This is a genomic window from Sphingomonas adhaesiva, from assembly GCF_002374855.1.
Taxonomy (GTDB): domain Bacteria; phylum Pseudomonadota; class Alphaproteobacteria; order Sphingomonadales; family Sphingomonadaceae; genus Sphingomonas; species Sphingomonas adhaesiva.
On record NZ_NWVC01000002.1, the window covers coordinates 560,509 to 585,204 of the forward strand.

The 24,696-nt window shown below is 69.5% G+C and carries 20 protein-coding genes; 9 read left to right on the top strand and 11 right to left on the bottom strand.

From position 1 onward, the window contains the following. Window positions 1–64: 64 nt before the first annotated feature. Window positions 65–2,776, bottom strand: a complete 2,712-nt coding sequence (locus COA07_RS07175) for an EAL domain-containing protein (protein WP_083956833.1) — start codon at window positions 2,774–2,776, stop codon at window positions 65–67. 112 nt (window positions 2,777–2,888) lie between these two features. Here COA07_RS07175 and COA07_RS07180 point away from each other — a divergent pair, with 112 nt between their 5' ends. The 4 genes from COA07_RS07180 to COA07_RS07195 all read left to right on the top strand — a co-directional run bounded on the left by COA07_RS07180 (window position 2,889) and on the right by COA07_RS07195 (window position 8,354). After that, window positions 2,889–4,415, top strand: a complete 1,527-nt coding sequence (locus COA07_RS07180) for a fumarate hydratase (RefSeq protein WP_066710302.1) — start codon at window positions 2,889–2,891, stop codon at window positions 4,413–4,415. 172 nt (window positions 4,416–4,587) lie between these two features. Continuing rightward, window positions 4,588–7,275, top strand: a complete 2,688-nt coding sequence (gene acnA, locus COA07_RS07185) for an aconitate hydratase AcnA (RefSeq protein ID WP_066710300.1) — start codon at window positions 4,588–4,590, stop codon at window positions 7,273–7,275. Window positions 7,276–7,347: 72 nt separating this feature from the next. After that, entirely contained in the window at window positions 7,348–7,653 is a 306-nt protein-coding gene (locus COA07_RS07190) for a zinc ribbon domain-containing protein YjdM (protein ID WP_066710297.1), read from the top strand. Window positions 7,654–7,736: 83 nt separating this feature from the next. Further along, window positions 7,737–8,354: a hypothetical protein gene (locus COA07_RS07195; RefSeq protein ID WP_066710295.1), complete on the top strand. Its 618-nt coding sequence runs from the start codon at window positions 7,737–7,739 to the stop codon at window positions 8,352–8,354. Between the two features lie 111 nt (window positions 8,355–8,465). Here COA07_RS07195 and COA07_RS07200 read toward each other — a convergent pair whose 3' ends face one another. Together COA07_RS07200 and COA07_RS07205 are read right to left on the bottom strand one after the other, a co-directional pair. Further along, window positions 8,466–9,863: an amino acid permease gene (locus tag COA07_RS07200; protein WP_066710287.1), complete on the bottom strand. Its 1,398-nt coding sequence runs from the start codon at window positions 9,861–9,863 to the stop codon at window positions 8,466–8,468. Between the two features lie 202 nt (window positions 9,864–10,065). Next, on the bottom strand, window positions 10,066–10,923 hold the full coding sequence (locus tag COA07_RS07205) for a LysR family transcriptional regulator (protein ID WP_096640679.1): 858 nt from the start codon (window positions 10,921–10,923) through the stop codon (window positions 10,066–10,068). Window positions 10,924–11,007: 84 nt separating this feature from the next. On the opposite strand from COA07_RS07205, the gene COA07_RS07210 reads away from it, so the two are divergent. After that, the gene (locus COA07_RS07210; RefSeq protein WP_096640681.1) at window positions 11,008–12,162 is read left to right on the top strand and encodes an acyl-CoA dehydrogenase family protein; all 1,155 of its coding nucleotides are present in this window, start codon (window positions 11,008–11,010) and stop codon (window positions 12,160–12,162) included. After that, entirely contained in the window at window positions 12,159–13,757 is a 1,599-nt protein-coding gene (locus COA07_RS07215; protein WP_066713054.1) for a carboxyl transferase domain-containing protein, read from the top strand. The genes COA07_RS07210 and COA07_RS07215 overlap by 4 nt, the downstream gene beginning before the upstream one ends. An 11-nt stretch (window positions 13,758–13,768) precedes the next feature. On the opposite strand, the gene COA07_RS07220 is transcribed toward COA07_RS07215, so the two are convergent. Continuing rightward, the gene (locus COA07_RS07220; protein WP_066713055.1) at window positions 13,769–14,197 is read right to left on the bottom strand and encodes an endonuclease domain-containing protein; all 429 of its coding nucleotides are present in this window, start codon (window positions 14,195–14,197) and stop codon (window positions 13,769–13,771) included. Window positions 14,198–14,271: 74 nt separating this feature from the next. On the opposite strand from COA07_RS07220, the gene COA07_RS07225 reads away from it, so the two are divergent. After that, a complete protein-coding gene (locus tag COA07_RS07225; protein WP_096640683.1) occupies window positions 14,272–16,122 on the top strand; it encodes an acetyl/propionyl/methylcrotonyl-CoA carboxylase subunit alpha in 1,851 nt (616 codons plus the stop codon). Between the two features lie 48 nt (window positions 16,123–16,170). Next, window positions 16,171–17,058, top strand: a complete 888-nt coding sequence (locus tag COA07_RS07230; RefSeq protein WP_066712198.1) for a DMT family transporter — start codon at window positions 16,171–16,173, stop codon at window positions 17,056–17,058. A gap of 1 nt (window position 17,059) precedes the next feature. Here COA07_RS07230 and COA07_RS07235 read toward each other — a convergent pair whose 3' ends face one another. Further along, window positions 17,060–17,524 carry a hypothetical protein gene (locus COA07_RS07235; protein WP_066712195.1) on the bottom strand — a complete coding sequence of 155 codons (465 nt, stop codon included), beginning with the start codon at window positions 17,522–17,524 and terminating at the stop codon, window positions 17,060–17,062. Window positions 17,525–17,679: 155 nt separating this feature from the next. Between COA07_RS07235 and COA07_RS07240 the strand changes: the two genes are divergently transcribed. Beyond that, complete coding sequence (locus COA07_RS07240) at window positions 17,680–18,954, top strand: cation:proton antiporter (protein ID WP_066712193.1); 1,275 nt, start codon at window positions 17,680–17,682, stop codon at window positions 18,952–18,954. 134 nt (window positions 18,955–19,088) lie between these two features. Here the strand turns inward: COA07_RS07240 and COA07_RS07245 are convergent, their stop codons facing one another. From COA07_RS07245 to cyoB, 6 genes are read right to left on the bottom strand one after another with little or no spacing between them, the layout of a single operon-like run. Continuing rightward, window positions 19,089–19,655: a response regulator transcription factor gene (locus COA07_RS07245; RefSeq protein ID WP_066712191.1), complete on the bottom strand. Its 567-nt coding sequence runs from the start codon at window positions 19,653–19,655 to the stop codon at window positions 19,089–19,091. Continuing rightward, window positions 19,652–20,938 (bottom strand): ATP-binding protein, encoded by a 1,287-nt coding sequence (locus COA07_RS07250; RefSeq protein ID WP_096640685.1) that lies wholly within the window; start codon window positions 20,936–20,938, stop codon window positions 19,652–19,654. Before COA07_RS07250 ends, COA07_RS07245 begins: the two co-directional genes overlap by 4 nt. Next, entirely contained in the window at window positions 20,928–21,632 is a 705-nt protein-coding gene (locus COA07_RS07255; RefSeq protein ID WP_096640687.1) for an SURF1 family protein, read from the bottom strand. The genes COA07_RS07250 and COA07_RS07255 overlap by 11 nt, the downstream gene beginning before the upstream one ends. Further along, window positions 21,632–22,057, bottom strand: coding sequence for a cytochrome o ubiquinol oxidase subunit IV (cyoD, locus tag COA07_RS07260; RefSeq protein ID WP_066707934.1), 426 nt, complete (start codon window positions 22,055–22,057; stop codon window positions 21,632–21,634). Before cyoD ends, COA07_RS07255 begins: the two co-directional genes overlap by 1 nt. Further along, the gene (cyoC, locus tag COA07_RS07265; protein ID WP_066707937.1) at window positions 22,054–22,686 is read right to left on the bottom strand and encodes a cytochrome o ubiquinol oxidase subunit III; all 633 of its coding nucleotides are present in this window, start codon (window positions 22,684–22,686) and stop codon (window positions 22,054–22,056) included. Before cyoC ends, cyoD begins: the two co-directional genes overlap by 4 nt. A 4-nt stretch (window positions 22,687–22,690) precedes the next feature. Further along, window positions 22,691–24,691 carry a cytochrome o ubiquinol oxidase subunit I gene (gene cyoB / locus COA07_RS07270; RefSeq protein WP_066707977.1) on the bottom strand — a complete coding sequence of 667 codons (2,001 nt, stop codon included), beginning with the start codon at window positions 24,689–24,691 and terminating at the stop codon, window positions 22,691–22,693. Window positions 24,692–24,696: the final 5 nt, after the last annotated feature.

Here is a 24,696-nt window from a genome sequence, read left to right on the forward strand (position 1 = left end):
CCCCGTCGCCCGCGGGCGCGCAGGCGGAACCCGCCCGGTCTATGATCGCATGGTAAAGCGTGCGTTAACGACGTCCGCGCGCCCGCCGCGCCGGCGGCGAGGGGGATGACGACGACGACGCCCCCGCGGCGCGTGCCTCGCCCTCACCCGCATCGTCCTTCTCGCGCCCGGCCAGCGCATGGTCGAAGCGCAGCCCGGCGCGTCCGTCATCGACCCAGCGGATTACCGCCGCGACCCAGCGCCCCTCCTCCAGCTCGATCCGCACCGGATAGCCGACCGCTTCGTCCGGCAGGTCGATGCCGTCGATCATCACGCCGGTCGCGGACAGGTCGCGGATGCGCACCTCGCCGCTTTCGTCGCCCAGCGTCAGCCGCGCGGTGCGCAGCATCTTCTGCCGGATCGCGCGGCTGGTCTTGTGCCCGATCGCCACGGCATAGCCGCCCGCCGCCGCCAGCTGGTCGCGCACCGTCGCCAGCCGCGCGGGACGGCCATAGACATAGCCCTGGATATGGCTGCACCCCAGGTCGCGGATCAGCGCGATCTCGTCCTGCTGCTCGACCCCCTCGGCGGTGGTTTCCATGCCCAGCGTGTCGGCCAGGCTGACGATCGCCTTGATGATCGCGGCGTTGCGGTTGCCCGGCTGGATCGCGCCGCGCACGAAGCTCTGGTCGATCTTGATCTTGTCGAACGGCGCCTTCTTCAGATAGCCGAGGCTGGAATAGCCGGTGCCGAAATCGTCGAGCGCCAGCCGCACGCCGATCGCCTTGAGCGTGCGGAACATCTGTTCGGACGAGGCATCCTCGTTGAGGAACACGCCCTCGGTGATCTCCAGCTCCAGCCGGTGCGGGGCCAGGCCCGACGCGGCCAGCGCGCTGGTCACGATCGCGGGCAGGGCGCTGTTGGCGAACTGGATCGGCGATACGTTGACCGCGACGCGCACATGGTCGGGCCAGCCGGCCGCCTCCATGCAGGCGGTGCGCATCACCCATTCGCCGATCGATTCGATCAGCCCGCATTCCTCCGCCACCGGCACGAAATCGGTCGGGCTGATCGCGCCGCGCTGCGGATGTTCCCAGCGCAGCAGCGCCTCGTACCCTACGATCAGCGCGTCCTTCGTCGACACCACCGGCTGATAGGTCAGGTGGAACTGGTCGCGCCCCAGCGCCTGGCGCAGGTCGTCCTCCAGCCGCTTGCGGTTCTGCGCGCCCTCCAGCAGCTCCTCGCGGTAGAAGCGGTGGACGCCGCGCCCGTCGGCCTTGGCCGCGTAGAGCGCCAGATCGGCGTTGCGCACCAGCGTTTCGGGCGAATCGCCGTGCAGCGGGGCGACGGCGATGCCGATCGAACAGCCGATCGACAGCGTCGCATGATCGATATGATAGGGCAGCGACAGCGCAGCGATGACGCGATCGGCCAGCGCGGCCAGCCGGTCGCGATTGCCCTCGCGCGGGATCACGACCTGGAATTCGTCGCCGCCCAGCCGGCCGACCAGCCCCGCATCGCCGATCGTCCGCTGCAACCGCTGCGCGACCTCCTTGAGCAATTCGTCGCCGACCTGATGCCCCAGCGTGTCGTTGACCGCCTTGAACCGGTCGAGGTCGAGCAGGAACAGCCCGGTCGATCCGTGCCCGCCGGCCTGCGGGGTCAGCGCCTGTTCCAGCGACAGGCGCATCCGCTGGCGGTTGGCCAGCCCGGTCAGGCTGTCGAACAGCGCCAGCCGCGCGATCTCCGCATCGGCGCGGCGCCGCGCGGTCAGGTCCGCGCCCCATCCGGCGAAGCCCTGGAACCGCCCGAGGTCGTCATGGATCGCGCGGCCGGAGATCGACCACCAGCGCTCCGGCGCGTCCGCCGCGGCGGGGCAGACGGTATAGTCGGAAAAGGACGTGCGCGACGACATGTGGAACGACAGCGTGCGTTCGGTGTCCAGCTGCTGCGATTCGACGCTGAAGATCGCGGTCAGCGGCTGGCCGATCGGGTCGGCGTCGCCAACGTCCGCCCCCGACGCGCCGCGCACCTGCTGCGCGACCTTCGCCGACAGATAGCTGATCCGGCCGTGGCGGTCGGTCTGCCAGAACCAGCCCGCGCCGTGCGTTTCATATTCGCCCAGCAGCAGCCGCGCGCGCGTCCCCTCGGCATCCGCCAGCCGGCGCGCGCGGGCGTCGCGCCGCTCGGCCACCCCCACCCGCAGCTGATCCAGCGTGTAGAGCGTGGCGATCGCCAGCGCGGCCAGCGAGGCGGGGGTGACACCGTCGTTGGCGATCATCACCGCCGCGAACATCTGCGCGAAGGCGATCGCGGCGGGGCGCACCGGATGCAGCCCGATCGCGACGACGACGACCGTGCCGGTCAGCGCGACCGTCGCCGCTTCCTCGATCCCGTCGGCGAAGGCCGCGACGTCGCTGCCCAGCAGCGACAGCGACAGCGCGATCCACGCCGCCGCCAGGCTGAGCGCGGCGGCGCGGCGGTGCGCCATCATCCACCCCAGCCCGCGTCCGTTCAGAATCACCAGGCACGCCGGCGCCAGCACCAGCGCCGGGGCGGCGCGCAACGCCAGCGACAGCGCCAGATCGTGGCGGCCCAGCTGCGCCGCCAGCGCGATCAGCGTCGCGGGTACCAGCAGCAGCAGCGCCAGCGCCGCCGGCCAGCGCGCCGCCGCCGCGCGCAGCGTGTCACGCCGTTCGTCCTCGCACCGGTCGTCGCGCGCCGGGGTCAGCCCCAACAGGTCGCCCAGGCCACGGCCGGCATCGGGATCAAGGTCAGGCTCGCGCAGGCGGGTCATGCTGCCCGGTTAGCCCGACGCTGGTTACCGAAGTGCTTAGCCGTGCGCTTCGGGAGGGCGAAGTCGCCTGCGATATTGCCCGAAACGACGACGCGCCCTACACCGCGCGGCCATGACGACGACGATCATCCGCGAAGCCGACCTGATCGAGAGCGTGGCCGACGCGCTCCAGTTCATCAGCTACTATCACCCGATGGATTACATCCGCGCGCTGGGCGAGGCCTACAAGGCCGAGCAGGGACCGGCCGCGAAGGACGCCATCGCGCAGATCCTGACGAACAGCCGGATGTGCGCGGAAGGACATCGCCCGATCTGCCAGGACACCGGGATCGTCAACGTCTTCGTCAAATGGGGCATGGACTGCCGCCTGGACGATACCTCGCGCTCGTTGCAGGAGGTCGTCGACGAAGGCGTACGGCGCGCGTACCTGCACCCGGAGAACAAGCTGCGCGCCTCGGTGCTCGCCGACCCGGCCTTCACCCGCCGCAACACCCGCGACAACACGCCGTGCGTGCTGCATGTCGAGATGGTGCCGGGCGCGACGGTATCGGTCGACGTCGCGGCCAAGGGCGGCGGCAGCGAGAACAAGTCGAAGTTCAAGATGATGAACCCCAGCGATTCGATCGTCGACTGGGTGATCGAGATGCTGCCGCAGATGGGCGCGGGCTGGTGCCCGCCGGGGATGCTGGGCATCGGCATCGGCGGTACCGCGGAGCATTGCGTGCTGCTCGCCAAGCAGGCGCTGATGGAACCGATCGACATGGGGCCGCTGAAGGCGCGCGGGCCGAGGAACGATATCGAGGCGCTGCGCATCGAGATCTTCGACAAGGTCAATGCGCTGGGCATCGGCGCGCAGGGGCTGGGCGGCCTGTCGACGATCCTCGACGTCAAGATCAAGGACGCGCCGTGCCATGCGGCGGGCAAGCCGGTGGCGATGATCCCGAATTGCGCGGCGACCCGCCACGCACATTTCACGCTCGACGGTTCGGGACCGGCCTATCTGGAGGCGCCGAAGCTGGACGAATGGCCCGACGTCAACTGGACGCCGGACAAGGCCGCGATCCGCGTCGACCTCGACACGCTGACGCCGGAAGTGGTGCAGTCGTGGAAGCAGGGCGACCGGCTGCTGCTGAACGGCAAAATGCTGACCGGCCGCGACGCCGCGCACAAACGCATCGCCGACATGCTGGCCAAGGGCGAGGAGCTGCCGGTCGAGTTCAAGGGCCGCGTGATCTATTACGTCGGCCCGGTCGATCCGGTCGGCGAGGAAGTGGTCGGCCCCGCCGGCCCGACCACCGCGACGCGGATGGACAAGTTCACGCGCATGATGCTCGACCAGGGGCTGCTGGCGATGGTCGGCAAGGCCGAGCGCGGCCCCGCCGCCACCGACGCGATCCGCGAGGCGAAGAGCGCGTATCTGATGGCGGTCGGCGGCGCGGCCTATCTGGTGGCGCGCGCGATCAAGGGCAGCAAGGTCGTCGGGTTCGAGGATCTGGGGATGGAAGCGATCTACGAATTCGAGGTCGCCGACTTCCCCGTCACCGTCGCGGTCGATGCGGAGGGCAACAACGTCCACCAGCTCGCCCCGCTGGTGTGGAAGGACAAGATCGCGAAGGAAGGCCTGCTGCTGCCGGCGTGACGTTGGCGGCGGGGGCAAGGAGCGGCGTTCGCAACCGCAGCGGCAACCCCCTTCCCCCCCGCCGCCCCCGCTGCTATCGCCCGCGGCAAATCGGACATTCGCCTCCGCGCGCGCCCGTGCGGCACCCGCCGCCTCCCCGAGCGCGCCCGGCCCTTGAGGAAGGATCACGCCCATGACGGCCATCGGCCAGGATACCCTGAACGCCCGTACCACCCTGTCGGCCGGGGGCGCGTCCTACGACTATTTCTCGCTCAAGACCGCCGAGGAGAAGTTCGGCGACATCAGCCGCCTGCCCTTCTCGATGAAGGTGCTGCTGGAGAACATGCTGCGGTTCGAGGACGGCGTGACCGTCACGCAGGACGATATCAAGGCGATCGTCGACTGGCAGCAGGAGCGCCGTTCGGACCGCGAGATCCAGTACCGCCCCGCGCGCGTGCTGATGCAGGATTTCACCGGCGTGCCGTGCGTGGTCGATCTGGCCGCGATGCGCGATGCGATCACCAAGCTGGGCGGCGACGCGGCGAAGATCAATCCGCAGGTGCCGGTCCACCTCGTCATCGACCACTCGGTCATGGTCGACGAATTCGGCACGCCCAAGGCGTTCGAGGATAACGTCGACCTGGAATATGCTCGCAATGCCGAGCGCTACGAATTCCTGAAGTGGGGATCGAAGGCGCTCGACAATTTCAAGGTCGTGCCGCCGGGCACCGGCATCTGCCATCAGGTAAACCTGGAATATATCGGCCATGCCGTCTGGGCGTCGCAGGAAACCGGCGACCATGCCAAGGGTGGCGCGACGATCGCCTATCCCGACACGCTGGTGGGAACTGACAGCCACACGACGATGATCAACGGTCTGGGCGTGCTCGGCTGGGGCGTCGGCGGGATCGAGGCGGAGGCCGCGATGCTTGGCCAGCCGGTGTCGATGCTGATCCCCGAGGTCGTCGGCTTCAAGCTGACCGGCGCGCTGCGCGAGGGCATCACCGCGACCGACCTGGTGCTGACCGTGACGCAGATGCTGCGCGCCAAGGGCGTCGTCGGCCGCTTCGTGGAATTCTACGGCCCCGGTCTTGACCAGATGACGCTGGCCGATCGCGCGACCATTGCCAACATGGCGCCCGAATATGGCGCGACCTGCGGCTTCTTCCCGGTCGACGACAAGACGCTGGATTACATGCGCCTGACCGGCCGCCCGGACGAGGTGGTCGCGCTGACCGAGGCCTATGCCAAGGCGCAGGGCATGTGGCGCCATGCCGACAGCCCCGATCCGGTGTTCACCGACACGCTGGAGCTGGACATGTCGACGGTCGTCCCGTCGCTCGCCGGGCCGAAGCGCCCGCAGGACAAGGTCGCGCTGGACAAGGTCGACGACGTGTTCAACGCCGACCTGTCGAAGACCTATGGCAAGTCCGCCCCCGCGCGCGTCGCGGTGGATGATCGCGGGCATGACATCGGCGACGGCGACGTCGTGATCGCCGCGATCACCAGCTGCACCAACACGTCGAACCCGTCGGTGCTGGTCGCCGCCGGTCTGGTCGCGCGCAAGGCCCGCGAAAAGGGCCTGACGCCCAAGCCGTGGGTCAAGACGTCGCTGGCGCCGGGGTCGCAGGTGGTCACCGACTATCTCGACAAGGCCGGGCTGTCGGCGGACCTCGACGCGATCGGGTTCAACTTGGTCGGCTATGGGTGCACCACCTGCATCGGCAATTCCGGCCCGCTGGCCGCGCCGATCAGCGCCGCGATTAACGGCAACGACATCGTCGCCGCATCGGTCCTGTCGGGCAACCGCAACTTCGAAGGCCGCGTGTCGCCCGACGTGCGCGCGAACTTCCTCGCCTCGCCGCCGCTGGTCGTCGCCTATGCGCTGAAGGGCACCGTCACCACCGACATGAACGCGACGCCGATCGGCCAGGGTTCGGACGGCGCGGACGTCTACCTGAAGGACATCTGGCCGACCAACCAGGAAGTCGCCGACCTGATGGCCGCCAACATCGACGACGGCATGTTCCGTGCCCGCTACGGCAACGTCTATGCCGGCGATGCCAAGTGGCAGGCGATCGACGTGACCGGTTCGGACACCTATGCGTGGCGCGCCGGCTCCACCTATGTCGCCAACCCGCCCTATTTCGAGGGCATGGGCATGACCCCGGCGCCGGTGACCGACATCATCGAGGCCAAGCCGCTGGCAATCCTGGGCGATTCGATCACCACCGACCACATTTCGCCGGCCGGTTCGATCAAGGCGGACAGCCCGGCGGGCACCTGGCTCCAGGAGCATCAGGTGTCGAAGCAGGACTTCAACAGCTATGGCGCGCGCCGCGGCCATCACGAGGTGATGATGCGCGGCACCTTCGCCAACATCCGCATCCGGAACGAGATGGTGCCGGGCGTCGAGGGCGGAATGAGCCGCTACGAAGGCCAGGTGATGCCGATCTACGACGCGGCGATGCGCCACAAGGCGGACGGCACCCCGCTTATCATCGTCGCGGGCAAGGAATATGGCACCGGTTCGTCGCGCGACTGGGCGGCGAAGGGCACCAACCTGCTGGGCGTGCGCGCGGTCATCACCGAAAGCTTCGAGCGTATCCACCGTTCGAACCTGGTCGGGATGGGCGTCCTGCCGCTCCAGTTCGCGGAGGGCGTGACGCGCGAGACGCTGAAGCTGACCGGCGACGAGACGTTCACGATCCACGGCGTCGCCTCGCTGCGCCCGCGCCAGGACGTCGAGGTCACGCTGGCCCGTCCGGACGGCTCGACCGAGACGTTCATGACCCGTTGCCGGATCGATACCGTCAACGAGCTGGAATATTTCCTGAACGGCGGCATCCTGCAGTACGTGCTGCGCAAGCTCGCCGCATAACGCGCGGGAACAGCATCGTTTTTCGAAGGGAGGGCCGCAACGCCCTCCCTTCTTCTTTTGGGGGGCAAGCGGATGAGCGACGATTACGTCTATGACGAGGCGACCGGCGAATGGGTGCCGGCGGGCGAGGCGGGCGCGCCGGCAGCGGCCCCCGCGGGCGACGGCGTGGAGGTGCGCGATGCGGTCGGCAACCTGCTCGCCGATGGCGACAGCGTGACGCTGATCAAGAACCTGAAGGTCAAGGGCACCAGCCAGACGCTGAAGCGCGGGACGGTGGTGAAGTCGATCCGGCTGACCGGCGACGACCAGGAGATCGACTGCCGCTTCGACGGGATCAAGGGGCTGGTGCTGCGCGCGGAGTTCGTGAAGAAGCGCTGAGTCCCGTCGGCGGACACATCATTGTCACAAACGCTCGCACCGCCCCCCGCTTGCCGCTACGTCGCGCGGCAGGGAGAGTGCGTGTGAACAAACCGCAGACCGTCGCGCGGCTGGCCGAACTGGGGCGGGTGCCGCTGTCGAAAAGCTTCTACATGCGCGATTTCCTCTATTCGGAGATCGCCGCGCTGCACGGGCTGGCGAATGTGCCCGACGACCCCGATCTGGCGATCGCGGCGGGGACGCGGCTGTGCACCGACGTGCTGGAACCGTTGCAGGATGCGTTCGGGCGGCTGTCGATCCGCTCCGGCCTGCGCTCGGCGGAGGTCAACGCACTGGGCGCGGCCAAGGGCTATGGCTGCGCGCCCAACGAACGCAGCCTGGCGGGGCATATCTGGGACCGGCGCGACGCGGGCGGCCACATGGGCGCGACCGCGGCGATCGTCGTCACCAGCTTTGCCGACGCCTTCACCGCGCCCGACGACTGGAAGCGGCTGGCGTGGTGGATCCACGATCACCTGCCCTATTCGTCGCTGGAATTTTTTCCCGAGCGATGGACCGTCAACGTGCAATGGCACGAACGCCCGCTGCGGATGATCTACAGCCACATCCCCGAGGCGCGCGGCTATCTGACCAAGCCGGGGATGGACGGGCATAACGCCGACCATCGGGATATGTGGGACGGGATCGCGCCGCATCCGTGAGACACCACCGTCATCCCAGCGAAGGCTGGGATCTCCCGCCGGCAAGGCGGCCCGCCAGCCAATTGCGAGACCCCAGCCTTCGCTGGGGTGACGCCGTGATGGCCAGCCAGCCTAGCCCGCCAGCGCCGCCCCGGCGCGCTTGCGCCCCCACAGGAAGTACACTGCCAGCCCCGCCACGTTCCACAGGACGAAATACACTTGCGTCGTCGTCGGCAGGCTGAAGAACAGGTACACGCAGCCCGCGATGCCGATCGTGCCGACCAGCGGCGCGGCGGGGGTGCGGAAGGTGCGCGGCGCGTCGGGTGCGCGGCGGCGCATCACCAGCATCGCGACGCAGACCGCGACGAACGCCGCGAGCGTCCCGGCATTGGCGAGCGCGGCGATCGCGTCGATCGGCATGACGCCGGCAATGATCGCCACCAGCACCGCGGTCAGGATCGTGATCCGCACCGGTGTGCCGCGCCGCGACACCTTCGCCAGCGAGGCCGGCAGCAGCCCGTCGCGCGCCATCACGAAGAAGATGCGGCTCTGCCCGAACAGGAACCCCAGCAGCACGGTCGGCAGCGCGATCACCGCGCTGGCCGCCAGGAAGGTGGCGAAGCCCGGCCGCCCGATCCCGCGCAGGATCAGCGCCAGCGGTTCCGGGCTGTCGGCGAAGGCGGTGTAGCGCAGCGCGCCCACCGCGGTGATCGCGACGCCCATGTAGATCACCACGCACCCCACCATCGACCCGACGATGCCGATCGCCAGATCGCGGCCGGGGTTCTTCGTCTCCTCCGCCGCGGTCGAGATCGCGTCGAAGCCGTAGAAGGCGAAGAAGATGATCGCCGCGGCCGCCATCACGCCGCGCTCCGTCCCGTCGGGCGACACCGACTTGGCGAAGCCGTTGGGCATGAACGGGGTCAGGTTCGCCGCGTCGAAATGCGGCAGCGCGACCGCGACGAACACCGCCAGCGCGACCAGCTTCACCGCGACCAGCACCGCGTTCAGCGTCGCGCTTTCCTTCGTCCCCAGCATCAGCAGCCCGGCGACCACCGCGATGATGAACACCGCCGGTACGTTGACCAGCCCGCCCAGTTCCGGCCCCTGCGTCAGCGCGACGGGGAAGCCCCACGGCGTCAGCAATGCCGAGGCATAGCCCGACCAGCCGACCGCGACGGTCGACACCACCAGCGAATATTCCAGGATCAGCGACCAGCCGATCACCCAGGCGATCACCTCCCCCAGCGCGACATAGCTGTAGGTATAGGCGCTGCCCGATGCCGGGATCATCGTCGCCATTTCGGCATAGGCGAGCGCGGCGCAGGCGCAGATCGCGCCGGCGATCACGAACGACAGGATCACCGCCGGCCCGGCGCGGTCGGCACCGACGCCGATCAGCGTCAGGATGCCGGTACCGACGATCGCCCCCACGCCCAGCGCGACCAGATGCGGCCATGACAGCGTGCGGGCCAGTTCGGTGCCCCCCTTGTGATCGACCGCGATCGGCTTCCGGCGCAACAGGCTCATCTCATCCCCTTGGTTTCGGATGTTACGTGTAAGCCGCATTGGCGGCGTCGTCACCATCAAGCGTGGGTCGCTGCCCCGCCCCACCGCCGTCACCCCTGCGAAAGCAGGGGTCTTCCGGATGGTGGCGACCGTCGCTCATCCTCCGCAGAGATCCCAGCTTTCGCTGGGATGACGAACGGGAGGGGGCGCCGCTCCGAACGGCCTATGGCGCCTGCTCCCGCAACCCCGCCGCCAGCGCCGCCACCGCCGCGCTGTCCGCCACCCGCCGCGCCGAATCCGCCACCGTCGCCAGCCCGATCACGCGGCGCCGCGCGAACCCTTCCAGCGGCACCAGCGCCACGCCGGGCTGCGCGAAACAGTCCGGCATCACCGTCACCGCCAGCCCGGCGGCGACCAGCGCCAGCGCGCGATCGTCGTTGGTGGTGCGCGCGGCCATGAACGGGCGCACGCCGCGACTGGTGAAATGGCGGCTGACCTCGCTCAGCGCCTCGCAATGGCGGCGCACGATCATCGGCTCGCCCGCGATCCGTTCCGCCGCCACCGCCGGCTCGCCCGCCAGCGGATGCGCGGCGGCCATCGCGACGCCATAGCCTTCCTCGAACAATCGCGTCCCGCCATTGTCGGGACCAATCATCGCGTCGATCCGCCCGCGGTCGAGCGCGGCGGCCAGTTCGCGGTCGCGCCCCTCCACCACCTCCAGCCGCTCGTCGGGCGCCGCCGCCACCGCGCGCGCCACCGCCGCGCCGACCAGCGCGGCGGGCAAGGTCGAGACGATGCCGATGCGGATCAGCCGGGCCGGCGCGCTGGCCACGCCGCCGCCTTCCGCGCGCGCGAACTCCGCCTCGATCCGCCGCGCCGCGCCGACCAGACGGCTGCCCGCCGCGGTCAGCTCGACCCGGCGGCTGGTGCGCGTCAGCACCGGTTCGCCCAGCAATGCCTCCAGCCGCGCGATCCCCGCCGACAGCGTCGGTTGCGTCACCCGGCACGCGGCGGCCGCGCGGGTGAAGCTGCCGTGATCGACGACGGCCAGGAAATAGCGCAGCAGCGCGCGGTCAAGCATAGACCGTGTCTATCGTTTGGCGCGCGTCGCGGCAATTTTACTGTCGCGCGCGCCGCCGATAGGATGCGCGAAAAGGAGAGACGCATGAACGGCCTCGATTTCGCGCTGGGCGAGAACGCGCAGATGATCCGCGACACCACGCGCCGCTTCGCCGAGGAGCGGATCGCCCCGCTGGCGGCGCGGATCGACGCGCGGGACTGGTTCCCGCGCGACGAATTGTGGCCGGCGATGGGCGAGCTGGGGCTGCACGGCATCACCGTGGAGGAAGCCGACGGCGGGCTGGGCCTGGGCTATCTGGAGCATGTCGTCGCGCAGGAGGAAGTGGCGCGCGCGTCCGCGTCGATCGGCCTCAGCTATGGCGCGCATTCCAATCTGTGCGTCAACCAGATCCGCCGCTGGGCCAGCCCCGAGCAGAAGGCGACATACCTGCCCCGCCTGATCAGCGGCGAGCATGTCGGCAGCCTGGCGATGTCGGAGGCGTCGGCCGGGTCCGACGTCGTGTCGATGAAGCTGAAGGCGGAGCGGACCGACGCCGGCTGGGTGCTGAACGGCACGAAATTCTGGATCACCAACGCGCCTTATGCCGACGTGCTGGTCGTCTATGCCCGCACCGGCGAGGGCAGCCGCGGGCTGACGACGTTCCTGATCGAAAAGGACATGCCCGGCTTTTCGATCGGGCAGAAGATCGACAAGATGGGGATGCGCGGCAGCCCCACGGCGGAGCTGGTGTTCACCGATTGCGAGGTGCCGGCCGCCAATGTGATGGGGCCGGAAAACGGCGGCGTCGGCGTGCTGATGAGCGGGCTGGATTACGAACGCACCGTGCTGGCGGGCATCCAGCTGGGCATCATGCAGGCGTGCCTCGACACGGTGCTGCCCTATGTCCGCGAACGCCAGCAGTTCGGCGTGCCGATCGGCCATTTCCAGCTGATGCAGGCCAAGGTCGCCGACATGTATGTCGCGCTCAATTCGGCGCGCGCCTATGTCTATGCGGTGGCGCAGGCGTGCGATGCGGGGCGCACGACGCGCTTCGATGCGGCGGGCGCGATCCTCTACGCCAGCGAGAACGCCTTCCGCGTCGCGGGCGAGGCGGTGCAGGCGCTGGGCGGCGCGGGCTATACGAAGGACTGGCCGGTCGAACGCTATCTGCGCGATGCCAAGCTGCTGGATATCGGCGCGGGGACGAACGAGATCCGCCGGATGCTGATCGGGCGCGAGCTGATCGGGGCGGCCTCGTGACCGCGCCGACGCTTGCCACCGCGCTGTCGCGCGACGATGCGACGTTCCGCGCCAATGATGCGCACAACCGCGCGCTGGCGGACGAACTGCGCGAGCGCGTCGCCGCCGCGGCGTTGGGCGGCAATGCGAAGAGCCGCGAGCGGCATGTCGCGCGCGGCAAGCTGCTGCCGCGCGAGCGGGTCGAGCGGCTGCTCGATCCCGGCACCGCGTTCCTGGAGATCGGGCAGCTGGCGGCGAACGGCCTGTACGATGACGAGGTGCCCGGCGCCGGGATGATCGCCGGGATCGGCACCGTCAGCGGGCGGCTGGTGATGATCGTGTGCAACGATGCCACGGTGAAGGGCGGTACCTATTATCCGCTGACCGTGAAGAAGCATCTGCGCGCGCAGGAGATCGCGCAGGAAAACCGTCTGCCGTGCATCTATCTGGTCGATTCGGGCGGCGCCAACCTGCCCCACCAGGCGGAGGTGTTTCCGGACCGCGACCATTTCGGCCGCATCTTCTTCAACCAGGCGACTATGTCGGCGCTGGGCATCCCGCAGATCGCGTGCGTGATGGGCAGCTGCACCGCGGGCGGCGCCTATGTGCCCGCGATGTCCGACGAGACCGTGATCGTGCGCGAACAGGGCACCATCTTCCTCGCCGGGCCGCCGCTGGTGAAGGCCGCTACGGGCGAGGTCATTTCCGCCGAGGAACTGGGCGGCGCGGAGACGCACGGGCGCCGTTCGGGGGTGGTCGATCACGTCGCGCAGGACGACGAACATGCGCTGACGATCGTGCGCGATATCGTCGCCACCCTGCCCCCCGGCCTGTCGGACGGCGTGGTGCCGGAGGGCACGGCGCCGCTGCTGCCCGCCGACGACCTGTACGGCATCGTGCCGCAGGACGTGCGCGCGCCCTATGACGTGCACGAGGTGATCGCGCGGCTGGTCGACAGCAGCCGCTTCCACGAATTCAAGGCGCTGTACGGCGCGTCGCTGGTGTGCGGCTTCGCGCAGATCCACGGCCAGCCGGTCGCGATCCTCGCCAACAACGGCGTGCTGTTCAGCGAAAGCGCGCAGAAGGGCGCGCATTTCATCGAACTGGCGTGCCAGCGGCGCGTGCCGCTGCTGTTCCTGCAGAACATCTCCGGCTTCATGGTCGGCGGCAAGTACGAGGCGGAGGGGATCGCCAAGCATGGCGCCAAGCTGGTCACCGCGGTGGCCACCGCCTCCGTCCCGAAGCTGACCGTGCTGATCGGCGGCAGCTTCGGCGCGGGTAATTACGGCATGTGCGGGCGCGCCTATTCCCCGCGCTTCCTGTTCACCTGGCCCAATGCGCGGATCAGCGTGATGGGCGGCGAACAGGCCGCCAGCGTGCTCGCCACCGTCCACCGCGACGCCGACCGCTGGACGCCGGAGGAGGCCGAGGCGTTCAAGGCGCCGGTGCGCGCAAAGTACGAGGAGGAGGGCAACCCCTATCACGCCACCGCGCGGCTGTGGGACGACGGCGTGATCGACCCGGCGCAGACCCGCGATGTCCTGGGCCTGGCGCTGCGCATCGCGACGAACGCCCCGATCCCGGAGCGCGCCGCGTTCGGCGTGTTCCGGATGTGAGGGGGGAGGTATCAGCGCTCCTCCCCGAGCTCGTCTCGGGGAGGGGGACCGCCCGGCGCAGCCGGGTGGTGGAGGGGCAGCCGCGCGATGGCGCACGCAAGGATCGCGTCGGCGACGTCATCCGGCGAGGCCAGAATCCGCGCCGCGGCGATGCGGAGGGTGTCGATCCCCGCCTGCGCCAGCCAGTCATCCCGGCGCTCGTCCCGCTCGCGCCGCATCGCATGAGCCGCCCCATCGACCTCAATCGCCAGACGCGCATCGGAGCAATAGAAGTCGAGCACATACGGCCCGCTCGGATGCTGACGGCGGAACTTGCATCCGCGCGGCGCGCCGCGCAGCCGCTGCCACAGCAGTACCTCCGGCAAGGTCATCTGCCGCCGCAACCGCCGTGCGCGGCCGATACCGCCATCGCGCGCGTGCGGCGCAACGTCCTTGAACATCGTGTCCACCCCTCCACCATGCTTCGCATGGTCCCCCTCCCCGAGACAAGCTCGGGGAGGATCAGGAGCCACCCATGATCCACACCCTGCTGATCGCCAATCGCGGCGAGATCGCCTGCCGCATCATCCGCACCGCACGCGCGATGGGCATCCGCACCGTCGCGGTCCATTCCGAGGCGGATGCCGCCGCGCTGCACGTGCGCGAGGCGGACGAGGCGGTGGCGATCGGGCCGGCGCCGGCGCGGGAGAGCTATCTGCTGCCCGACCGCATCCTGACCGCCGCGCGCGAGACGGGCGCGCAGGCGATCCACCCCGGCTACGGCTTCCTCAGCGAAAACGCCGATTTCGCGCAGGCGGTGATCGACGCCGGGCTGATCTGGGTCGGCCCGAACCCCGACAGCATCCGCGCGATGGGGCTGAAGGACGCGGCCAAGGCGCGGATGATCGCCGCGGGCGTGCCCGTCACCCCCGGTTACCTGGGCGAGGACCAGTCGGCCGAACGGCTGGCCGCGGAGGCGGACGCGATCGGCTATCCCGTCCTCATCAAGGCGGTGGCCGGCGGCGGCGGCAAGGGGATGCGGCAGGTTGAGGATGCAGCCGCCTTCGCCGATGCGCTGGTGTCGTGCCGGCGCGAGGCGGCGGCGGCGTTCGGCGACGACCGGGTGCTGATCGAGAAATACATCCTGTCGCCCCGCCATATCGAGGTGCAGGTGTTCGGCGACCGCCACGGGAACGTCGTCCACCTGTTCGAACGCGACTGTTCGCTCCAGCGCCGCCACCAGAAGGTGATCGAGGAAGCCCCTGCCCCCGGCATGGACGCGGCGACGCGCGCCGCGGTGTGCGACGCCGCGGTGCGCGCGGCGCGCGCGGGCGATTATGTCGGCGCCGGCACGATCGAGTTCATCGCCGATGCCAGCGACGGCCTGTCCGCCGACCGCATCTGGTTCATGGAGATGAACACCCGGTTGCAGGTGGAGCATCCCGTGACCGAGGCGATCACCGGGGTCGACCTGGTCGAATGGCAGCTGCGCATCGCGGCGGGCGAGCCGCTGCCGGTCACGCAGGAAGAGCTGTCGATCGACGGCCATGCGATCGAGGCGCGGCTCTATGCCGAGGACCCGGCCAAGGGCTTCCTGCCGTCGATCGGCACGCTGGAGGCGTTCGACCTGGGCGACCCGGCGGACACCGGCGTGCGCGTCGATACCGGGGTGGAACAGGGCAGCGTCATCTCGCCATGGTACGACCCGATGATCGCCAAGCTGATCGCGCATGGCGACACACGCGAGGAAGCGCGCGCACGGCTCGCCGACGCGCTGGACGAGGCGATCGTGTGGCCGGTGCGCAGCAACGCCGGCTTCCTGGTGGAGGCGCTGGACCATCCCGATTTCGTCGCGGAGGCGATGGACACCGGGTTGATCGCGCGCGCGGGCGACGCGCTGATGCCGCCCGCCGAGCCGAGCGAGGAGGCGCTGGTCGCCGCCGCGGCGGAGCTGACCGGCCCCGCCTTCCTGCCCGGCTTCCGCCTCAACGCCGCGCCGCGGCGGGCGGGCGCGTTCCTGCTCGACGGGCAGCCGATCGCGATCGACTTCACCGACGCGCCGATCGCCGACGAAGCGGTCGATACCAGCATCCTGATCTCCGAAGGCGGGCAGACCTGGGCGCTGGCGCCGTTCCGCGCGGCGGGCGGTGCGGGCGGCGGCGCGGGCGACGGCGCGATCCTGGCGCCAATGCCCGGCCGCGTGATCGCGGTGGAGGTGGCGGCCGGTGCCCGCGTGGTGCGCGGGCAGAAGCTCATGGTGCTGGAAGCGATGAAGATGGAGCACGCGCTGACCGCGCCGTTCGACGGCACGCTGGCGGCGCTGAACGCCGCCACCGGCGCGCAGGTGACCGAGGGGGCGTTGCTGGCGCGAATCGAGGCGGACTGAGCGCCGCGCCCGCTTGCGTTACGCGCGCCGCCCGCCCAAGGCAGCGCGATGCGGGTGCGCGATTTCCTGTTGCTGGTGACGGTGTGCCTCATCTGGGGGTTCAGCAACGTCGTCAGCAAGATCGTGGTCAGCGACTGGCACGTCCCGCCGCTGTTCTTCGCCGCGGCGCGCTTCGCGATCGTGATCGCGGCGACCGCGCGCTGGCTGCTGCCGATGCCGCGTCCGGCGTGGCGGATCGTGGCGATCGGGCTGTTGATGGGCGGCGGCAATTTCGCATTGCTGTTCCTGGGGTTGCAGACCGCCTCCCCCTCCGCCGCGGCGGTGGTCATCCAGATCGGGGTGCCGTTCACGACGCTTCTGTCGGTGGTGATCCTGCATGAGCGTATCCACTGGCGACGCGGGCTGGGCATCGCGCTGACGCTGGCGGGGGTGCTGCTGGTGGTGTGGCGGCCCGGCGGGGTCGCGATCTCCGGCGGGCTGCTGTACATCGTCGCCTGCGCCTTTGCCGGGTCGCTGGGCGCGATCCTGATGAAGCAGATGAGCGACGTGCCGCCGCTGCGGTTCCAGGCGTGGGTGGGCCTCACCTCGTTCCTGCCGCTGGCGCTGGCCTCGGCGGCGTTCGAAACCGGGCAATGGAGCACGTCGGTCGCGGCGGGCTGGCCGTTCGTCGCCGCGCTGCTGTTCGCCGCGCTGCTGGTGTCGGTGTTCGCGCACACCGCCTATTACGGGCTGATCGGGCGGTATGAGGCGAACATGATCGCGCCGCTGACGCTGATGACGCCGCTGTCGACGATGGCGTTCGGCGTCGCGATGACCGGCGACCACCTGGACGCGCGGATGATCGCGGGGGCGGCGCTGGCGCTGGGCGGGGTGCTGATCGTCGCGCTACGCCGCAAGCGCGCGACCGAAGTGCTGGTGATGAGCGAGCGGCCCTAGCCTAGAAAAGCCGGAACGCCGCCCAGATCGTCGCGATCCACCCCGCCAGGCAGGCCGCGATCGTCAGCAGCAGCGCGCGCGTCCCCTGCACGCCGTCGCCGATCGAGGTTTCGGCGGGCGGCGCGACGAGCGGCCAGGGCACCACCGGATCGGCGGGCGGGCCGAGCAGCGCGGCCAATTCCCCCTCGTCCAGCGGGCTGATGAAGGCGCAGCCATATTGGCCGCCGGCATCCTCCCGCACCACCCGCGCCGCGCGCGCGCCGATGCCGGCAAGGCCCAGCGTGATCGCGTCGCCCGGCGCCAGCGCGACCGTGGCGGGAATACGGAATCCGGTCGCCGATACCTCGCTGACCAGCACGTCGTGCGGCGCGCGCACCGGATCGCGCAGCGTGCCCCCCAGCGCCACCGCATGGCGCGCACGCCCGCGCGCGTCGTGGCAGTATAGCGTCGCCACCAGCGTGGTCACATCGATTCCCCGGTTCGGCGTATCATGGGAAGCGGCGTAACGCGGCAGGGGTTATGGCCGCGTAAACAGCCGCTTGAGCCGCCGCGCGCAACCCACTACGGCGGCCGCCACCGGCCGCGGGGGACGGACGGCGGGGCAAGGCAGGGGACGATCGCATGGCGCCGGCGCAGATGAGCGTGCTGTTCTTCCTGCAATTGTTCGCGATCGTCGCGACCGCGCGCGGCGTCGGCTGGCTGGCCCGCCGGCTGCTGGGCCAGCCGCAGGTGGTGGGGGAGATGATCGCGGGCGTCGTACTCGGCCCGTCGCTGCTCGGGCTGCTGGCGCCCGGGGTGCAGGAATGGCTGTTCCCGCGCGAGATGCGCGGGCTGCTCTACGCGATCGCGCAGCTGGGCGTCGGCCTGTACATGTTCATCGTCGGGCTGGGCTTTCGCGCTGATCATTTCCGGTCGAGCGCGCGCAGCGCCGCGGCGGTATCGCTGTCGGGAATGGTCGCGCCGTTCCTGGTCGCCGCCGCGCTGGCGCCGTGGCTGCGCACCATCCCCGGCCTGTTCAGCGCGCAGGTGACGCCGGTACAGGCGACGCTGTTCCTGGGCGCGTGCATCGCGATCACCGCCTTCCCGATGCTGGCGCGGATCATCCACGAACGCGGGCTGTCGGACACGCCGCTGGGCACGCTGTCGCTGTCGTCCGGCGCGATCGACGATGCGGGCGCGTGGACGGTGCTGGCGATCGTGCTGGCGACGTTCGGCGACGGGCCGGCGGTGGCGGTGAAGGCGATCGGCGGGGCGATCCTGTTCGCGATCATCGTGCTGGGCATCGGCCCGCGCCTGCTGGCGCCGCTCGGCCGGCGGGCGGCGCACAGCGGGCGCGTGTCGCACGGCGATCTGGGGGTGGCGCTGATGCTGTTCCTGCTGGCCGCCTTCGCGATGGATGCGGTGGGGATGCATGCGGTGTTCGGCGGCTTCCTGCTGGGCGTCGTGATGCCGCGCGGGGCGTTCGCCACCGGGCTGCGCCAGCAGTTGGAGCCGGTGACGGTATTGCTGCTGTTGCCGGTGTTCTTCACCTTCTCCGGCCTCAACACGCAGCTGGCGCTGATCGCCGACCCGGCGCTGCTGGCGGTCGCGCTGGCGATCTTCGCCGCATCGGTGCTGGCGAAGGGCGGCGCGTGCTGGGCGGCGGCGCGGCTGACCGGGCAGGACAATCCCACCGCGCTGGGGATCGGCGCGCTGATGAACGCGCGCGGGCTGATGGAGCTGATCATCATCAACATCGGGCTGCAGCGCGGGATCATCGGCCCGGCGCTGTTCGCGATCCTGGTGATGATGGCGATCCTGACGACGCTGATCGCCTCGCCGCTGTTCGAGCTTGCCTATGGCCGCCGCGCCCGCGCGCGCGGCGACCTGGCGGCGCTGGAGGGCACGCCGGCTTGAGGCGAAAGGCGGTGGCTTACCGGTAAGCGTCATCCCAGCGAAGGCTGGGATCTCCCGGTGACGGGGCGGGCAGGAGCCGCAAAAGGCCCCAGCCTTCGCTGGGGCGACGTCGAGATAAGGCGACCTCCGCGGCCCTACAGGTGGCGCTTGCCCAGCTTGCGCGCCAGCGTGCGGCGATGCATCCCCAGCCGCCGCGCGGCTTCCGATACGTTGAACCCGCAATCGGCCAGCGTCTGGTGGATATGTTCCCATTCCAGCGTGCGCAGCGACGTGGGCGCGGCGTCCAGCTCGACGCTGGCGTCGCCGGTGCCCGATGCCTCGAACGCGGCCTCGATATCGTCGGAATTGGCCGGTTTCGACAGATAGTTGGTCGCGCCCAGCTTCACCGCCTCCACCGCGGTGGCGATGCTGGCGAAACCGGTCAGCACGACGATCCGCATCGCCGGGTCGATCGCGTGCAGCCGCTCGACACAGGTGAGGCCGGAGGCATTGCCCAGCCGCAGGTCGACCACCGCGTGATCGGGGCGCAGCGCCGCCACCGCCGCCTCCAGTTCCGCCGGGCCGGCGATCGCGGCGACGCGATAGCCGCGCCGCTCGAACGAACGCGCCAGCGTGCGCGCGAACATCGCATCGTCCTCGATGATGAGCAGCCGCCGCTGCCCCTGCCCGTCCCCATCGCCGTCGCCGCCGCCGTCGCTCATCCGCCGTCCTCCCCGATCGCCAGCGACGCCAGCGGCAGCACCAGCGTCACCTCGCTGCCGCCATCCGCCCGGTTACGCGCCATCACGGTACCGCCCAGCGTGCGCAGGACGTTGGTGGCCAGGAACAGCCCCAGCCCGGCGCCGCGCCGGTCCTTGGTGCTGAGATAGGGTTTGCCGATCCCGTCGAGAATATCGGCGGCGAACCCCGCGCCGTCGTCGTGCACCGCCAGCACCAGCCGGTCGCCGTCGATCGCGGCGCACAGCCGGATCGCCGTCGCCCCCGCCTCCGCCGCATTGTCGAGCAGGTTGGTGATCGTCTGCGCCAGCGCCCGGTCCGCGACGATGCGCGGGTCGCCGCTCATCAGATGGTCGTATTGCGCCTGCGCCGCGCCGTTGCCGCGCCAGTCGGCGACGATCCTGGACAGGAAGGTGCGCACCGTCGTGCGCGCGGGCGCGTTGCCGCGCACCTCGCCCGATGCCAGCAGGATCCCCGACAGGATGTTCTTGCAGCGCATCACCTCGGCCCGCATGTCGTCCAGGTCCGCCAGAAGCGCCGGATCGCGCGCGATCGCCGGTTCGCCGCGCCAGTCGCCCAGCATCACCGCGATGGAGGCAAGCGGCGTGCCCAGTTCGTGCGCCGCGCCGCTGGCCAGGAGGCCCATGCGCACGATATGCTCCTCCTCCGCCGCGCGCTGGCGCAGCGCCGCCAGCCGCGCGTCGCGTTCCGACAGGTTGCGCACGATCTGCGTCACGAACTGCACCAGCAGCATCGCGGCGAGCGTGTAGTTGAACCAGCTGACCACGACATAGGGCACCGACAGCGTCGATCCCCACCCCGCCGGCAGCGCGAACGGCGGCGCGGCCCAGCCCAGCCAGGCGAACAGCGCGCTGGTGATCGCCACCATCGCCCAGCTGGACCAGGGCGGCAGCAGAACCGCGGCCAGCACCACCTGCAACAGGTACAGCGTCACGAACGGATTGCCGACCCCGCCGCTCAGGTACAGCTGGATCGTCAGGCAGGTGACGTCGACCAGCAGCATCGCGAACAGCTGATCCTCGCCGATCCGGTCCCAGGCCAGCACCGCTAGGTTGAGCGCGACCAGCGCCGCCAGCGCGCCCAGCATCGGCACCAGCGGCAGCTGGACGCCGATCACGAAATGGACGGTCAGGATCGTCGCCAGCTGTCCGCCGACCGCCAGCCAGCGCAGCACCGACAGCAGCCGGACGTTGCGGCGCCGCGTCTCGTCGACCGGCGGCGCCTCGATCACGCGCTCAGTCGTCACGCGCCGGTCCCGCGCGGGCGATCCGCCAGGCGAAATACAGCATCATCGCGGCCAGCGTGAACCAGGTGATCGCATAGGTCAGATGGCTGTTGCGGAATGTCACCACGGTCAACCCGCCGCGTGGCCACCCGCCCTGCCCGGCCCCCTGCGAACCGGCATCGGCATCGACGAAATAAGGTGCGACCGGGCGCGTCAGGCCGCGCGCATGCGCGATCGCGGTGACGTCGCGCGAATACCAGCGGTCGGCGGCGGGATCGTTGCGGCGCAGGAACCCGCCGCCCGGCTCGCTGACGCGCAGCAGCCCGGTGACCCACGCCGCGCCGGTCGCCACGCGTTCCTGCCCGCGCCGGTCGGCGGGGACGAAACCGCGGTTGACCATGACGATGCCGGCGCCGGTCTCCACCGGGGCGATCACCCAGAAACCCGGGCCAAGATCGGTCACCGCCTGCGCATAAGCGGGCGGCACCGGCACCCAATGCCCGCGCACCGCGACGCGGGTGTAGGCGTCATCCGCACCGATCGCGCGCCAGCGTCCCGGCCCGGGCGCCGCGACCGGCGCCGCCGCCAGCCGCGCATCGACGCGCGCGATCAGCGCGAGCTTCCACGCGCGCCGCTCGACCTGCCACACCCCCAGCCCGGCCAGCAGCAGCGCCGCCAGCAGCGCGCCGAGCGCCAGCGGGATGCGGCCGCGCATCACATGCCGCCGCTGGTCATCTCCGCGTGCATCCCGGGCATCATGTTCACGTTCATGTTGTACATGACCCACAACGACCCGGCGATCGCGATCACCACGATGATGACGGTGAAGATCAGCGCCAGCAGCGTCCAGCCGTTCTCCGACTTGCTGTTCATGTGCAGGAAGTAGACCATGTGGACGATGATCTGCACCGCGGCCAGCGCGGTGACGATCCCGGCGGTGATCCGCGCATCGGCGATCACCCCGGTCATCACCAGCGCGAACGCGGGCGCGGTCAGCAGGACGGACAGGATGAACCCGGTCCAATACCCCTTGCGCGTGCCGTGCGCCGCACCGCCATGGTCGTCGTGCGCGTGATGGCCGTGGCCATGCTCATGCCCATGCTCATGGCTGTGGACGGGCGGATTGTCGTGCGCGCTCACCGCAGCACTCCCAGCAGATAGACGAAGGTGAAGACGCCGATCCAGACGACGTCCAGGAAGTGCCAGAACATCGACAGGCATTGCAGCCGGCGGACGTTGTCGGCGATCAGCCCGCGGCGCATCACCTGCACCACCAGTACCGCCAGCCAGATCAGGCCGAAGGTGACGTGCAGCCCGTGCGTGCCGACCAGCGTGAAGAAGGCGGACAGGAACGCCGAGCGCTGCGGCCCGGCGCCTTCATGGATCAGGTGGCTGAATTCGTACAGCTCGATCGCCAGGAAGGCGAGGCCGAACAGCGCGGTGACGCCCAGCCAGCCGAGCACCGCCGACTGGCGCTTCTCGTCCGTTGCGATCATCGCGAAGCCGTAGGTGATCGACGACAGCAGCAGCATGGTGGTGTTGATCGCGACCAGCGGCAGGTCGAACAGCTCGCGCGGGCCGGGGCCGCCCGCCAGGCTGCCGCCGTACACGCCGTAAGCGGCGAACAGCATCGCGAAGATGAGGCAGTCGCTCATCAGGTACAGCCAGAAGCCCAGCATCGTGCTGCCGCCCGGCGGGTGCGGATGCTCGTCCAGATCGTAATAGGCCGGCGGCTCGCCGGCCGCGGCGGTGGGGGTGGTGGTCGCCATCGTCTTATACTTCCGCGGTCTGGAGCTGGCGGGTGCGAATGTCCTCGGACGCGATCACGTCCTCGACCGGGATGTGGAAATCGCGGTCATAGTTGAACGTATGCCCGATCGCGGTCGCCAGCAGCGCCACGAACGCCACCGCCGCCAGCCACCAGATGTACCAGATCATCGCCAGGCCGAAGACCAGCGACAGCCCCGCCAGGATCACGCCCGCGCCCGTGTTCTTGGGCATGTGGATCGCGCGGAATCCCTCGGTCGGGCGCGCCGCCTTCTTCGACTTCATGTGGTGCCAGGCGTCCAGATCGTGGATGACGGGCGTGAACGCGAAATTATAGGCCGGCGGCGGCGAGGAGGTCGCCCATTCCAGCGTGCGCCCGTTCCACGGGTCGCCGGTGGTGTCGCGCAGCTTCTCGCGGTCGCGGATGCTGACGTAGAATTGCATCAGCATCGCACCGATCCCCGCGGCGATGATCGCCGCGCCGACGCCCGCGATGATGAACCAGATGTGCAGGCTGGGATCGTCGAACACGCGCAGCCGGCGGGTCACGCCCATCAGGCCCAGGATGTAGAGCGGCGTGAACGCGACCCAGAAGCCGACGACCCAGCACCAGAAGCTGATCGTGCCCCAGAACTTGTCCAGCTTGAACCCGAACGCCTTGGGCCACCAGTAATTGACGCCCGCGAACATCCCGAACAGCACGCCGCCGATGATGACGTTGTGGAAATGCGCCACCAGGAACAGCGAATTGTGGAACTGGAAGTCGGCCGGCGGCACCGCCAGCATCACGCCGGTCATCCCGCCGATCACGAACGTCAGCATGAACGCGACCGACCACATCATCGGCAGCTCGAAGCGGATGCGCCCGCGGTACATCGTGAACAGCCAGTTGAAGATCTTCGCCCCCGTCGGGATCGAGATGATCATCGTGGTGATGCCGAAGAAACTGTTGACGCTGGCGCCCGACCCCATCGTGAAGAAATGGTGCAGCCACACCAGGTACGACAGGATGCAGATGACGATCAGCGCATAGACCATCGACGTATAGCCGAACAGCCGCTTGCCCGAGAAGGTCGAGACGACTTCGGAGAAGACGCCGAACGCCGGCAGGATCAGGATGTACACTTCCGGGTGACCCCAGATCCAGATCATGTTCACGTACATCATCGGGTTGCCCCCGCCGGTGTTCGTGAAGAAATTGGTCCCGACGTAGCGATCGAGGCTGAGCATCGCGAGCACCGCGGTCAGCACCGGGAAGGCGGCGACGATCAGCACGTTGGTGACCAGCGCCGACCAGGTGAAGATCGGCATCTTCATCAGGCCCATGCCCGGTGCGCGCATCTTCACGATCGTCGCGATCAGGTTGACGCCGGACAGCAAGGTGCCGACGCCCGCGATCTGCAAGGCCCAGATATAGTAATCGACCCCGACGTCCGGGGAATAATCCAGCCCCGACAGCGGCGCCATCGCCAGCCAGCCGGTGCGCGCGAATTCGCCGACGAACAGGCTGGCCATCACCGTCACCGCGCCCGCGACGGTCATCCAGAAGCTGAAATTGTTGAGGAACGGGAAGCTGACGTCGCGCGCGCCGATCTGCAGCGGGACGACATAGTTCATCAGCCCGGTGACAAACGGCATCGCGACGAAGAAGATCATGATGACGCCGTGCGCGGTGAACACCTGATCGTAATGGTGCGCGTTCAGATACCCTTCGCTGCCGTTGAAGGCGAGCGCCTGTTGCAGGCGCATCATGATCGCGTCGGCGAACCCGCGCATCAGCATGACCAGCGCCAGCACGATGTACATGATGCCGATCTTCTTGTGGTCCACGCTGGTGAACCATTCGGTCCACAAATAGCGCCACAGCTTGAAATAGGTGAGCGCACCCAGCAGCGCGATGCCGCCCAGCGCGACGACCGCGAAGGTGCCGACCAGGATCGGTTCGTGGATCGGGAAGCTGTCGAGCGTCAGCCGCCCGAAGATGGTCTTGATGAGGTCGTCCGACATGGTGT